13 protein-coding genes, 1 tRNA gene and 2 pseudogenes are annotated in these 13652 nt (G+C 41.7%); 12 read left to right on the top strand and 4 right to left on the bottom strand.

The features are described 5' to 3' along the window. The first annotated feature begins 77 nt into the window (after nt 1–77). The 7 genes and pseudogenes from yqgP (at nt 78) to LJF29_RS02795 (ending at nt 7610) form a co-directional block, all read left to right on the top strand. Nucleotides 78–1598: a rhomboid protease YqgP gene (gene yqgP, locus LJF29_RS02765; RefSeq protein ID WP_229146850.1), complete on the top strand. Its 1521-nt coding sequence runs from the start codon at nt 78–80 to the stop codon at nt 1596–1598. Between the two features lie 130 nt (nt 1599–1728). Beyond that, nucleotides 1729–1945 (top strand): annotated as a pseudogene (locus LJF29_RS02770) (YqgQ family protein). A 10-nt stretch (nt 1946–1955) separates the two neighbouring features. Further along, entirely contained in the window at nt 1956–2921 is a 966-nt protein-coding gene (glcK, locus tag LJF29_RS02775) for a glucose kinase GlcK (protein ID WP_229146851.1), read from the top strand. Nucleotides 2922–3037: 116 nt separating this feature from the next. After that, on the top strand, nt 3038–4954 hold the full coding sequence (locus LJF29_RS02780) for an LTA synthase family protein (protein ID WP_229146852.1): 1917 nt from the start codon (nt 3038–3040) through the stop codon (nt 4952–4954). Between the two features lie 81 nt (nt 4955–5035). Continuing rightward, nucleotides 5036–6166 carry a M14 family metallopeptidase gene (locus tag LJF29_RS02785; RefSeq protein ID WP_229146853.1) on the top strand — a complete coding sequence of 377 codons (1131 nt, stop codon included), beginning with the start codon at nt 5036–5038 and terminating at the stop codon, nt 6164–6166. A 67-nt stretch (nt 6167–6233) separates the two neighbouring features. After that, entirely contained in the window at nt 6234–7292 is a 1059-nt protein-coding gene (locus tag LJF29_RS02790; RefSeq protein ID WP_229146854.1) for a hypothetical protein, read from the top strand. Between the two features lie 3 nt (nt 7293–7295). Beyond that, nucleotides 7296–7610, top strand: a complete 315-nt coding sequence (locus LJF29_RS02795; RefSeq protein ID WP_010334936.1) for an MTH1187 family thiamine-binding protein — start codon at nt 7296–7298, stop codon at nt 7608–7610. A gap of 32 nt (nt 7611–7642) precedes the next feature. Here the strand turns inward: LJF29_RS02795 and LJF29_RS02800 are convergent, their stop codons facing one another. Then, nucleotides 7643–7816 (bottom strand): DUF2759 domain-containing protein, encoded by a 174-nt coding sequence (locus LJF29_RS02800; RefSeq protein WP_010334935.1) that lies wholly within the window; start codon nt 7814–7816, stop codon nt 7643–7645. A 156-nt stretch (nt 7817–7972) separates the two neighbouring features. Between LJF29_RS02800 and LJF29_RS02805 the strand changes: the two genes are divergently transcribed. Beyond that, on the top strand, nt 7973–8608 hold the full coding sequence (locus tag LJF29_RS02805) for an MBL fold metallo-hydrolase (protein WP_229146855.1): 636 nt from the start codon (nt 7973–7975) through the stop codon (nt 8606–8608). 39 nt (nt 8609–8647) lie between these two features. Here the strand turns inward: LJF29_RS02805 and LJF29_RS02810 are convergent, their stop codons facing one another. Further along, a complete protein-coding gene (locus LJF29_RS02810; RefSeq protein WP_003226300.1) occupies nt 8648–8893 on the bottom strand; it encodes a DUF2626 domain-containing protein in 246 nt (81 codons plus the stop codon). A 233-nt stretch (nt 8894–9126) separates the two neighbouring features. On the opposite strand from LJF29_RS02810, the gene mgsR reads away from it, so the two are divergent. Next, nucleotides 9127–9507 (top strand): transcriptional regulator MgsR, encoded by a 381-nt coding sequence (mgsR, locus tag LJF29_RS02815; RefSeq protein ID WP_026014741.1) that lies wholly within the window; start codon nt 9127–9129, stop codon nt 9505–9507. A gap of 65 nt (nt 9508–9572) precedes the next feature. Here mgsR and LJF29_RS02820 read toward each other — a convergent pair. Then, a tRNA-Gln gene (locus tag LJF29_RS02820) sits at nt 9573–9643 on the bottom strand. 97 nt (nt 9644–9740) lie between these two features. Here LJF29_RS02820 and LJF29_RS02825 point away from each other — a divergent pair. After that, nucleotides 9741–10580, top strand: coding sequence for an STAS domain-containing protein (locus LJF29_RS02825; protein ID WP_229146856.1), 840 nt, complete (start codon nt 9741–9743; stop codon nt 10578–10580). Nucleotides 10581–10659: 79 nt separating this feature from the next. On the opposite strand, the pseudogene LJF29_RS02830 reads toward LJF29_RS02825, so the two are convergent. Then, nucleotides 10660–11989: pseudogene (locus LJF29_RS02830) on the bottom strand (hemolysin family protein). Between the two features lie 143 nt (nt 11990–12132). Between LJF29_RS02830 and LJF29_RS02835 the strand changes: the two are divergent. Together LJF29_RS02835 and LJF29_RS02840 are read left to right on the top strand one after the other, a co-directional pair. Beyond that, nucleotides 12133–13083 carry a magnesium transporter CorA family protein gene (locus LJF29_RS02835; protein ID WP_229146857.1) on the top strand — a complete coding sequence of 317 codons (951 nt, stop codon included), beginning with the start codon at nt 12133–12135 and terminating at the stop codon, nt 13081–13083. Between the two features lie 222 nt (nt 13084–13305). Further along, nucleotides 13306–13485: a hypothetical protein gene (locus tag LJF29_RS02840; protein ID WP_229146858.1), complete on the top strand. Its 180-nt coding sequence runs from the start codon at nt 13306–13308 to the stop codon at nt 13483–13485. The last annotated feature ends 167 nt before the right edge of the window (nt 13486–13652 follow it).

A 13652-nucleotide genomic window follows, 5' to 3' on the forward strand; every position in this document is an offset into this window, starting at 1 on the left:
TCACGGGATTTTTTGCTTTTAGTAGGCGTCAAGAGCACCAGCTGTTATAATGAAAAAAAACCATTGGAGCGGTAAACATGTATTTGTTGGAGTATACATATTGGAATGTCGCGGCGCATTTAGTAAGGAGAGGGTATGGCGTCATACAATCGGGTGAATCTGGTGAAATATGGCTGGAAGCACCGGACAAATCCTCTCATGATCTGGTTCGCCTCTTTAAACAGAATATTGATTTTCGCCAAGAAATTGCAAGGGACATAGAAGTGCAGGCGGAGCGAATAGAGCATGTCAGGAAGTCTATCGGCAAGCGGCATTTGAAGCTGCTGAATGTGCTGATCTCAGCGGAAGCACCTGTCGATGACTGGCAGGAAATCGCCGACAAGCCTTTTGAAAAAGGACAGGTATCCGTTGAAACTGCACTTGTGACTGGTACGTCACTTCATGAAGATCTGCAAGCCATTTTTCCATCATTTGAAGCTGTTGAATGGACAGAAGACCGAGACTCATTGGAACACGCCCAAATGGCAAAAGAACGCTTTTTTTCACTAGTGCAGAAACAAGAAGAACAGCGGAAAAAAGAAGCGGCGTTTTTCCAGAACGGAAAGCCGATCTTTACATATTTGTTCATCGCGCTGCAGCTCGTGATGTTTTTCCTGCTCGAAATAAACGGCGGAAGCACCAATACGGAGACGCTTGTTGCTTTCGGCGCTAAGGAAAACGGCCTGATTGCAGACGGAGAATGGTGGCGCCTGCTGACGCCGATTGTGCTTCACATCGGCCTTGTGCATTTAGCCTTTAACACGCTGGCTTTATGGTCGGTCGGAACCGCTGTTGAGCGCATGTATGGATCAGGAAGATTCTTGCTGATTTATTTGGCGGCGGGTATCACGGGATCGATCGCCAGCTTCGTGTTCAGTCCTTATCCTTCAGCCGGTGCTTCAGGCGCCATATTCGGCTGCTTAGGCGCATTGCTGTATGTAGCTGTGTCAAATCGAAAAATGTTTCTAAAAACAATAGGCACAAATATTATTGTTATTATCCTGATAAACCTGGGTTTTGGCTTTGCGGTTTCGCATATTGATAATTCAGGGCATATTGGCGGCTTGGTCGGCGGTTTTCTTGCTGCGGCAGCACTTGGTTTGCCAAAAACAAAAGCCTTGGGCAAAAAATTGGTGTCAGCGATTCTGCTGGTTGCCCTGGCCGGCGGGTTTCTCTATTACGGATTACATTCACCGTCCCATCAGGAGACAGCGCTGATTCAGCAGGCAGGTGAGCTTTACCAGGAAGGAAAATATAAAGAAGTAACCGAACTGCTGAACGGTGAAGCTGAGCAGAAAGACGCTTCAGCTGATCTTCTGAAAATCCTGGCCGTTTCTGATATTCAAATCGGCGAATATGATCAGGCGATTTCTCTTTTAGAAAGAGCTGTGCAAAAAGAGCCTAAAAACCATACGTCCTATTACTATTTAGCATTGCTGTATGCGGAAAAAAATGAACTTGGTCAAGCTGACAAGGCAATCAGGACCGCTGTAAAGCTGGAGCCGAAGGAAGAGTATTACAAAAAACTGCAGCAGGAAATTGAAAATAAACAAGAATAAATGACTAGATGAGAAAGCGTTGAATTTGCCAAGGAATGAATTCCGGGTATTTTTGTCAGCGTTTTCTTCTTGACTGGCGGGTTCTTTATGACTACGCTATTGATAGTTAAGATCAAGAATGGTGAGGAATATGAATACATTTTATGATGTACAGCAGCTATTAAAAACATTTGGACACATTGTTTACTTTGGTGACAGAGAGCTTGAAATTGAGTTTATGCTCGATGAATTAAAGGAACTATATATAAATCATATGATTGAGAAGGAGCAGTGGGCTAAAGCCGCAGCTGTCCTTCATAAAGAGCTGGAACAAACAAAGAAACGAAAGAGATTTACGTAAAGGTTAAGGTGATAAAAATGGACGAGGTATGGTTTGCGGGCATTGATCTTGGAGGAACGACGATAAAACTCGCATTTATTAATCAATATGGAGAGATTCAGCATAAATGGGAAGTGCCGACCGATAAGTCCGGTGATACCATTACCGTGACAATAGCAAAAGCGATTGACAGCAAGCTGGATGAGCTTCATAAACCAAAGCACATCGTCAAATATATAGGAATGGGCGCACCAGGGCCAGTAGATATGGCAACTGGGGTCGTTTATGAAACAGTGAATCTTGGCTGGAAAAACTATGCTTTAAAAAATCATCTGGAAACGGAAACAGGCATCCCTGCGGTTATAGAAAATGATGCGAATATTGCCGCGCTCGGAGAAATGTGGAAGGGGGCGGGTGACGGCGCAAAAGACGTCATTCTCGTTACGCTAGGTACTGGAGTTGGCGGCGGTATTATTGTGAATGGGGAGATTGTGCACGGAATAAATGGCGCTGGCGGAGAAATCGGCCATATTTGCAGCATCCCTGAAGGCGGGGCGCCGTGCAACTGCGGTAAAACAGGCTGTATTGAAACCATCGCGTCGGCAACTGGCATTGTTAGAATTGCAAAAGAGAAAATTGCAGAAGCTAAAAAGCCGACACAATTAAAAGCATCTGAGCATTTAACGGCTCGAGATGTATTTGAAGCTGCAAATGAAAATGATGAATTAGCTCTCGAAGTTGTCGATTATGTAGCAAAGCATCTCGGCCTGGTGCTTGGCAATCTGGCCAGCTCGCTTAATCCGTCAAAAATTGTTCTCGGCGGCGGCGTTTCAAAAGCCGGAGAATTGCTGAGATCCAAAGTCGAAAAAACATTCCGTATATGTGCCTTTCCGCGCGCTGCGGAAGCGGCTGATATATCTATTGCGGCGCTTGGAAATGATGCGGGCGTTATCGGAGGAGCTTGGATCGCTAAGAATGAATGGCTGAAACACCAAAATTGTTAAATTTGTGAAAATGAAATTGATTTTTTGTTATGTTCAGGTTAAGATTTAATTTGATATGTTAATGAGAATGTTGAGAATAGACTGATTTTTTTGAGCGTGCTGCATAGGAGGTTGAAATGCGAAAAACGTTTTTTTCGATGATTTCATTTATGCTGATTGCCATTTTAATGATGTGGCTGAAAACGTATGTTGTTTACAAAACCAGTTTTCATATTAAAATTGACAATCTTACGCAGGAATTTATTCTGTTTATCAACCCATTGAGCTTTTTGCTGCTTATTTTTGGCTTCAGCCTGTTTTTAAAGGGAAGAAACAGAAATCGTTACATTATTGCCATGAGTTGTATTGTCACGTTTGTTTTGCTGGCGAATATGGTTTTTTATCGTTTTTACAATGATTTCCTAACGATTCCGGTTCTTTTTCAAACGAGCAATATGGGTGATCTGGGAAGCAGCATCGGAACGCTTCTTGAGCCGACAGACCTCCTTTTGGCTGTAGATATCGTGATTTTAATATGGCTTCATATGCGTCAAAAAGCCTTTCAATCAGACATCCCCTCCACGAAAAATGAACGGGCGGCATATTTTTTGTTTGTGGCTTCCGTTTATTTCTTCAACTTAGGTCTGTCTGAGGCAGAACGGCCGCAGCTATTGACACGCTCATTTGACAGAGAAATGCTCGTTAAAAATATCAGCCTGTTTAATTTTCATATTTATGACGGAGTACTTCAGTCGAAGCAATCCGCGCAAAGAGCGCTGGCTGACAGCAACAGCCTGACGGAAATCGAAAACTATGTCACAGCCAATGCGAAAGATGCCAATAAGAACTTATTTGGCGCCGCAAAAGGCAGAAACGTCATACTTGTATCTCTAGAGTCGACGCAAAGCTTTGTGATCAATGAAAAGGTGAACGGAAAAGAAATCACCCCGTTTTTGAATGATTTTATAAAAGAAAGCTATCACTTTAGTAATGTTTACCACCAAACCGGGCAGGGGAAAACCTCTGATTCTGAATTTATCGTGGACAATTCACTTTATCCGCTTGGGCGAGGCGCTGTGTTCTTTACAAATGCGGGCAATCAATACATGGCCGCGCCTGAGATTCTCAAAAATAACGGGTATTATTCAGCGGTGCTCCATGCCAATAATAAAAGCTTTTGGAATCGCGATTTAATGTACGATTCATTTGGGTATGATTCATTTTTTGATATTGAATCGTATGATGTTACTGACGATAATTCAGTCGGCTGGGGGCTGAAGGATAAAGAATTTTTTGAACAGTCTTCAGAGCTGATGAAAAACCTGCCTCAGCCGTTTTACTCTAGGCTGATCACACTCACGAACCACTTTCCGTTTGATCTTGATGAAGAGGACAAATTGATTGAGGAATATGATTCAAACAGCCAAACGTTAAACAAGTATTTCCCGACTGTGCGTTATCAGGATGAGGCGCTGAAACGGTTTATCGAAAAGCTGAAGGAAGACGGCTTATATGATAACTCCATTATTGTTTTATACGGTGACCATTACGGGATATCGGAAAACCATAATGAAGCGATGGGACAATACTTAGGGAAAGAAATTACACCATTTGAAGAAGTGCAACTCCAAAAAGTGCCGTTTGTCGTTCATATTCCTGGAATTACAGACAAGAAGCCGAAAACGATTGACAAGGTAGGCGGACAAATCGATATCCGGCCGACGCTGATGAATCTGTTAGGTATTGATACAAAGAACCTCATTCAATTCGGCAACGATCTGCTTTCTGACGATAAACTGGACTTTACAGTGCTGCGTGATGGAAGCTTTATCACAGACCAGATCGTGTATACTGACGGTCTATGTTATGACAAAGCGACAGGAAAGCCTTTGAAAGAGGCAAAGCAATGTGAAACATTTGCAGATAAAGCGAAGCAGGAGCTTTCACTTTCCGATGAAATCATTTACGGAGATTTGTTGCGATTTTATGATCAGGAAAGGCTGGACAATTCGTCAAAAAGAAAAGAAAAACAAATTCTTGATCAGGCTTCATGATCATAAAGTCTCCCGTATCAAAAAACGCGGGAGGCTTTCTTTTTTAAAAAACGCCGTCATATAGTAACAAAAAGGGGGATGATGATGGCGTTTATTACGATAAAACCTGAGATCAAACACAATTTGGCTTTAGTGGCAAGAGAACTGAAGATAGATGAGACATTGCTTAGAAGTGCCAATCAAACAGCACAGAAACATCAATTGTACTGTCCTGGTTATAAGATTGAAGAAGGCAATGATAAGGAGCTTCAATCCATTCAGGAAGTAAAGCGCTTTTTACACCCGCTGCAGCTGCAGCCTGCTGATAACTGGCTGGAGCAGGAAAAAATCTATGACTTTTTTGCTGTCGAAGAGGAAATAAAAAAAATAGTCAATGTGTTTCCGTTTGTTTCATGCCGGGAAATCGGACGTTCCGTTTTGGGCAGGCCGATCTGGGAGCTGACAGTTGGTGGCGAGCATACCTCCAAAAAAGTTCACATGAATGCATCGTTTCATGCGAATGAGTGGATTACCACATCTGTACTGCTGAAATGGCTGAAGGAATATTGCCTCTCTTTATGTCATAATACGAATTTCTTTGGCTTTACTCCTTTGGAGCTGTTCAGCCGAACCTCTCTGTCTCTTGTTCCTCTTGTGAATCCGGATGGTGTTGATCTTGTCTTACACGGATCAGCGGGCATGGGGGACAGGAGAGATGAACTTGAAAGACTAAACTGCCATCGTCCGGATTTTAATGAATGGAAGGCAAATATTAACGGCGTTGATTTAAATAAACAATTCCCGTCTTTATGGGAAATTGAAAAATACCGAAAACCGAAAATGCCCAGCTACCGAGATTTTCCTGGAACTTCTCCGCTCACGGAGCCGGAATCCATTGCGATGCAGCAGCTGATAACGGCGGATCCGCCTGACAGGCTGCTGGCCCTTCACACTCAGGGAGAAGAAATCTATTGGGGATATAAAGGCCTTGAGCCTGAAGAATCGGCTTCTGTAATAAAGGATTTTGAGACGATAAGCGGAAACATTTATAAAGGTGTCAAGGATATTGACAGCTATGCGGGATTCCGCGACTGGTTTATTCATCACTATTTTAAAGAAGGTTATACGGTGGAACTCGGAAAAGGTCAAAATCCCTTGCCGTTTGAGCAGTTTACACAGATTTATCAGGCGACAAGCGGGATCTTATGGAGGTCGTTATTTTTTCTTGACTAACTGAAACTTTTTCTTTTTCGTGCCGTATCAAATATGGGACAATAAATATGATCGGAGGGGGAGGCTGATGAGATCAGTTTGTTTGATTCTGCTGTCAGCATTGTTAGTTTGTTTATCGGCATGCGAACCGTCTCATCAGCAGCAAAAACAGGCAGCGACGGCAAAAAGTGAGGAAAAAGAGATTGTTCCGCTGCCAGCAGGAAAAGCGGACGGAGCGGAAGGTTGGCTCAATAACAACACAATTCTGTATACAGCCTCAGATCCGACAAAAACAGAGCTTCTTGCATATCAAATCTTTAATGGCAAAACGGAAAAGCTCTATCAGACGGATGGTCAAATCGTTGATGTTCAAATCAATCCCAAGAAACAGATGATTCTGCTGCAGATCACGCATAGCCAACAGACAACAGTAGTTTTGCTGAATCACAAAGGGGAGACGCTGTATCAGAAAGAATACGAAACGTATGAGCTGGAGGCAGCATGGAATCAGTATGATCCGTATCAAATGATGGTTACGGTATTCACTGAAAACTGGGACTTCAATACATATTACGTGGATGCCAAAAAAGACAAATCTGCTTTAAGTCCAATACAGGTTCCGTTTGTCCATTGGACCTCAAAAAACACATTTGACTATCTAAAAGAGGGAAGAAACGATAAAGAAGGCTCTTTGTATACGTATGATATTGCTTCTGAAAAGGAGAAAAAGCTGGAGGAGGATGTCCTTTACTTTGATTCTTTTCATGATATGAGCTTTACCGTCAAAGCAGATTCCGGAGAGAACGGCTTGTATGAGTTTACATCACCGCAATCGAATGGTGAAGCAGTTACAGCGGAATGGCCGCTCCAAACCAAATATACAAGCCTGGCTCCGATGGAGTATGATTATGATGAGGGTGGCGGACTGTTTTATACGTTTAAAGAAAGCGGGGATGCATATAAGCTGTCAGCGATCGATATGAACTCGGGAAAGGCGCAGGATCTTTTTACTTTGCCTGAAATGGAGCCGATACAAGTATCCCCGAACGGAAAATATGCGTTGTACGGGTTTCATTTTGAGCGCATAATTTCATTAATATCACATGAAATGAAGCCAATCATCATTGATAAAAAGGAGATGGAATAATTAATGGCTATCGCAGATGTAACCATTATCCCAATCGGAACAGAAACACCTAGTGTAAGCGCCTATGTGGCGGATGTGCAGAAAATTTTAGAGGGCTATAAAGCCGAAGGGAAAATCAAATATCAGCTGACACCGATGAACACATTGATTGAAGGCGAGCTCAGCGACCTTTTCACTGTGATTCAGGCGATTCACGAAGCGCCGTTTCAAAAAGGGCTTCACAGAGTGGCGACCAACATTCGCATCGATGACAGACGGGACAAAAAAACGACGCTTGAAAGTAAAATAGAAAGCGTGAATAAACATTTACAGCAATAAAAAATAAACCTGTATCCCACTGGATACAGGTTTTAATGTGCAGTAGGATAACCGCTGTTTATCACCGTCATCACTGTAAACCAGCCAAACACACACAAGGTGGCTCCGGCTAATAAAAATCCAAGTATATTTTTGTTTTTCACAGAACGCAAGACTCCCCATAAAGCGAAAAGAGCGACAAGGCCGAAAATCACGACAAGTAACATTACGCAGCCCCCTTTACATTGAAAAACCTGCAATTCTTTCCATTTTTATTCTACCCGTTTTCAGTGTGTTTGTCGATAGCGTTTTCATAGCGATTGTTTGAATCTTTTTTCAAAAACCCTCATAATAGGAGCATAAAAAGGAAAGAGGTGAGAAAAGTGAAATGGAGAAGAATGCCTGTAGGGCCGATTCAAGCGAATGCATATTTTTTAATCAGTGATGATCAATGCCTGATTTTTGATCCGGGCGGCGAAGGAGATAAAATCAATCAATACATAAAAGAAAAAGGATTAACGCCTTTAGCCATTTTACTGACACACGCCCATTTTGACCATATTGGGGCGCTGGATAACGTGAGAGACAGATGGGACATTCCTGTCTATCTGCATCAAAATGAAAAGAATTGGCTTACAGATGCCTCATTGAACGGCTCAGGAATGCTGAGAGGGATAGAAGTGACAGCTAAGCCGGCAGATCATTTGATTGAAGGGGACGGTGAGCTGAATATCGGGCCTTTCCATCTGGAGACGCTATTTACACCGGGACATTCCCCAGGAAGCGTTTCATACTACGTGAAGGATGCCGACCTGGTAATTTCCGGTGATGTCCTGTTTCAAGGCGGGATAGGCCGTACAGATTTACATGGAGGCGACCAAGAAACGCTGCTTACGTCTATCCATGAAAAATTGCTTACGCTGCCTGAGCACACATTGGTGTTAAGCGGACATGGCCCTGAAACTGACGTGCAGACTGAGCAGGATCAAAATCCGTTTTTAAATGGTTTTTCATTATAGAAAAAGAGACAAACCGGTGAGGTTTGTCTCTTTTTGCATTTAATGTCCTCCGCCGCCTGGTACCATAATAAAAATGGAATAGTATGTGAAGCCGGCAAAGAAGATGGTTAAATAAGCGCCAAAGATATAAATGTACATCCGTTCTGTTAAATTCAAATACGATAGAAACACAAATAAGATCGTCTGTCCAAAAAATAAAAGGGAAGCATCTTTCATATCACCTAAATAAAACATGACTGCAAATATTCCCGTCCAAAATCCTAACACCCGGAACATGCGATTCATTTTTTATCCCCTCCCGAGAGTCCCTCTGACTGTTATTATAATAGATCACGGACAAAAATGTAAACATTTTCATTATTAATATGAAAAATGGTATTTAACCCTTTGATTGCGTTTTCTATTATATGTACGGTTTTTTAGAAATAACCCGAAAAAAAGTTCAATAAATGGTTTAAAGAAAAATTGATACGGGTAGTTATTCTACAAAGAGATGGTTAACTGGAGGAGGAAAAAACATAATGGAACAATTAACATTTTACTCATACCCAAGCTGCACGTCATGCCGAAAAACAAAACATTGGCTCAAAGCGCACCAGATTGAATTTAACGAACGGCACTTATTCAGAGAAACACCAACGATGGATGAATTAAAGTATATTTTATCTTTAACGACAGAAGGAATTGACGAAATTTTAGCAACAAGAAGCCAAACCTTCAAAAATTTAAATTTAAACATTGAAGATATGACTGTAAACGAAGTGCTTGAACTTTTAATTGAGAAACCGAAGCTTTTGCGCCGTCCGATTCTCGTGGACAACAGGAAGCTTGTTATCGGATACAATCCGGGAGAACTGTTAAAGCTATCGAAGAAGAAAACGGTTCATCAATCTGCATGATGAAAAACCGAAGATCCGCTGATTTGCTTGAATCAGCTTATCTTCGGTTTTTCACGGTTCAGAAACTGGGCTAGCTGGATTCGAACCAACGATCACGGAGTCAAAGTCCATTGCCTTACCGCTTGGCTATAGCCCACTGTATGTAAAAATAGTATGTGTAACGTGAGACAAGTTATACAAATCAATCATAAATTTTTTGAAAGATAAACATGGTCAGGAGGTAACCGATTGAAATGAAAGCTCTAGATCAGTATTTAACAGAGCACAAAGAAGATATTACACTTCAATGGCTGGAAACATGCACGTTAAAAGGAACTTTACTGTATTCTGCTAAAGATCAGCAAAAATTAGAACAAAAGTTAAAAGAGCAGCATGAATCATTGGTAGCGATTGTAGCAAAATCCATTAGAAAAGAAGATGTGAAGGATGAGCTTAAGCAATGGTCACTTCAATGTGCCCGAGACCGTGCTGTTCATGAGGTGACTGTGACGGAAAGTGTCGGTCAGTTTAACGCGTTTAGGCACATTATGTGGCAATGGATTCAGGATTTCAGTGAAGCTGCTCCTTCCCAAGAAATCGGCATTCAGGATGTATGTGAGTGGAGCAAGATTTTGAATCAAACGATTGATGAGATTATCGAAGTATTTACAGAAGAATATCACCAGGTCACGGTGATCCAATTAAATGCGCAAAAAGAAATGATCAATGAATTGAGCGCACCGATTATGCCGATTTCTAAAGAGATTGGAATTCTTCCCCTTGTCGGTGAAATTGACACGTACAGAGCGAGAACCATTTTGGAATCCGTTTTGGCCCAATGCTCGGCGTTAAAGATTTCATATTTATTTTTAGATATATCCGGTGTTCCCATCGTTGATACGATGGTTGCCTTTCAAATCTTTAAAGTGATTGACAGCACTAAACTGCTGGGCATTGAGACGATTATTTCAGGAATCAGGCCTGAAATCGCCCAGACTGTTGTGAAGCTCGGATTAGATTTTTCGAAGGTGAAAACAGAGCAAAGTCTTGCTAAAGCTTTAGCCAATAAAGGATTTAAGATACAAGAATCTTAAGATGTTTCTTGCTTGATGTGTTTTTTTGAAGCGCGTTCAACACGCAAGAGAAGCAACAGCTGAACAGCCTGTGCTAGGGCTATTCAGCTTTTTTTACTTCGATAAACAAAATATGGTGACTGTCAATTTCTTTAACCTTGAATGAGTAGCCATCATATTCAATGACACTTTCGGGCTCGGCGTCTATGTTCTGTGTGAGAAACCAGCCTCCGAGCGTATCAACTTCAGCATCTGATAAATCAGTTCCAAGCAGGTTATTTACGTCACTGATTAATAATTTCGCATTTAATAAATAATGATTTTTTCCCAGCTCACGAACATGAGGCACTTCATCTGAATCGAATTCATCACGTATTTCTCCTACAATTTCTTCGATAATATCCTCGACGGTGATCAAACCTGAAGTTCCGCCATATTCATCAATGAGAATCGCCATATGGGTGCGTTCCTTTTGCATTTTGATGAGTAATTTGTAAATCGGAATGGTCTCAATGACATGAATGACAGGCTGTATGAAGGGTTCAATTTTGTGCTTCTGAAAAGAAAAGTCTTTCGTCAGCAATGAAAACAGCACTTCTTTCATATTGATCACACCGATGACGTTATCTTTATCTTCCTTAACAATCGGGTACCGGGTATATTTGGTCTGCTTAACCGTTTCCCGCATGCTTGGGATTGAGTCATCCTCAATTGACAAACTGACCATTTCGTTTCGCGGCACCATAATTTCCTTTGCCATTCGTTTATCAAATGTAAATATATTATTCATATATTTTAATTCGCTTTTTCTGATTTCTCCGCTTTTATAGCTTTCGGTCAACAGTACTCTAAGCTCTTCCTCCGTATAAGCCAGTTCATGCTCTGATGCCGGCTTCAGCCCAAAAAGCCCCGTGATTAATCGGGCAGACTGGTTAAGGAGCCAAATGAACGGAAACATGATTTTATAAAACCAGATTAATGGTTTCGCGAGCATCAGCGTAATGCTTTCTGCTTTTTGAATCGCGAAGCTCTTCGGTGCCAGCTCCCCAATGACGACATTTAAATACGTTACCACTAAAAAGGCGATAATAAGAGAAAGAAGATGGGTAAGCGACTCGTTTAAGCCTGCTTTATGAAAGAGCGGACGAAGCAGAGTCTGTACGGTCGGTTCACCCAGCCAGCCGAGTCCTAAAGCTGCGACAGTGATGCCCAGCTGGCAGGCTGATAAATATTCGTCAAGATGAGTGACCACATGTTTTGCCGCTTTAGCCCCTTTTCTTCCTTTTGCGACAAGCTGATCAATTCTGGATCGTCTTACTTTTACGATCGAGAATTCTACGGCGACAAAAAATCCCGTCAACAAAATTAAAAACGCGACTGCTAATAAATTGATAAATTCCAAAATAAACTGCCTTCTCCAAGGAAGGCATGCACCTCCCTTTCCGATGTCTTTCTACATTCCATACCACCGGGAATAGCTCACAAAACATGTGATAAAGTGCCTAAATGGTTTAGGAATGCTTTTCATTGGGCAATTAAAGAACAAAAGAATAAAAGTCTGGAGGATCGTAACATGAAGGTACATACAGGTGAAGATTGGTTTTGGTACCAAATGGGGCCTCAGGAAAGAGATAAGGCAAGAGATCTGATCCATTTTTCTCATTGGCCGCAATGTGAAAAATGGTTTGAAAATAATCATCATATTAACTTTTTGCGCGTGGATACAACAGAAGCGGAGAATGAAGCGGTATTCGGATCGATCGTATATGATCAAGGGTTGAACGAAGAACAGGATCACACCGTATTTCACTTTTATATCACACGGAAATATTTTTTCACCATCAATTTTGATTTCTCTATATTAGAAGGGATTAAGGGGAAACAAGTTGTCCAGCAAATGAAAAGAGCGGACAATGCCATAGAGGGGTTCTTAATACTTCTAGGGGAATTAATGAATGCTTATTTAATCGGTGTCGACAAATTTGAAGTGAGATTGAGAGAGCTTAGGTGGCAAATCAAGGATGATAACAGCAAAAGTATTTTAAACCGCGTTCATTTACTGCGCCATGAGCTGATGATTTGGAAAAACTTGATCTTAAGCGCCAAAAAACTTGAGATGGCGTTAAAAGAAACCTTCTTGCCTCAAAATGAAGGGAAAAAGGATTATCGGCGCACGCATCTGAAGATTGACAGAGGTTTCACATACATCAGTGAATTTGAGGGGGAGCTTAACAACCTTTTGCATTCAGAAGAGGTCATTACTTCTCATAGGGGAAATGAAATCGTAAAAGCCCTTACTATTTTCACGACGCTTTTTACGCCGATTACAGCACTTGGCGCCCTTTGGGGAATGAATTTTTCGGTGATGCCGGAGCTGAATTGGAAATACGGATATCTTTTTTCTCTATTTTTAATTTTCAGTTCAACAATTCTGATTTACCTGTATCTGAAGAAAAAAGGCTGGACGGGAGATATGCTGCAAGAAAGGAAGAGAAAAAATTCACGAAAAAGGCACAGGCAGTAGGTATTTCATTTTTTGTGCACGGATAAAGAATAAATAGCACTCGGGAAAAGAGCTTTGACTGCTGCGAACCGACCGCAGCAGTCACTGACCTAGCCAAAAAGATGAAAGACTCCAACCTCGGTCCTATTCCAATTTGTGGAATCATCAGACTTCAAGGCTCGTTTCTGATCGGGACATTGTCACCAGAACATTAGCTGAAGATCAAATAGAAGCGTCAAGCTAATGACATCCATGAGCACAGAAATCGTTGCCGGTCATCTGGATAGGTCTGACGATGGAGCGAGTCAGCTTATGGCAGAGCATCAAATCCCCCGTTTACCGATTCTTGAAAATGAACGTTTAACGGGTATTGTTGCGTTAGGCGACCCTTCCGTTAAGAAAGACACAGACCAGAAAGCCTAACCATTAAGTGACATTTCTAAATCAGCATAACAAACAGTCGGGAAGAGGTAGCTGCCTCTTCCTTTTTATTTTGTATACGCTAAACTGATCCGCCGTTTTTAGTAAGCGTCAAACTCCGATTTTATCATTCCCTCCTTAGATGCCAGAGCCGGACTGCGTACACTGTC

The organism is Bacillus sp. LBG-1-113, assembly GCF_020708615.1.
Classification (GTDB): domain Bacteria; phylum Bacillota; class Bacilli; order Bacillales; family Bacillaceae; genus Bacillus; species Bacillus mojavensis.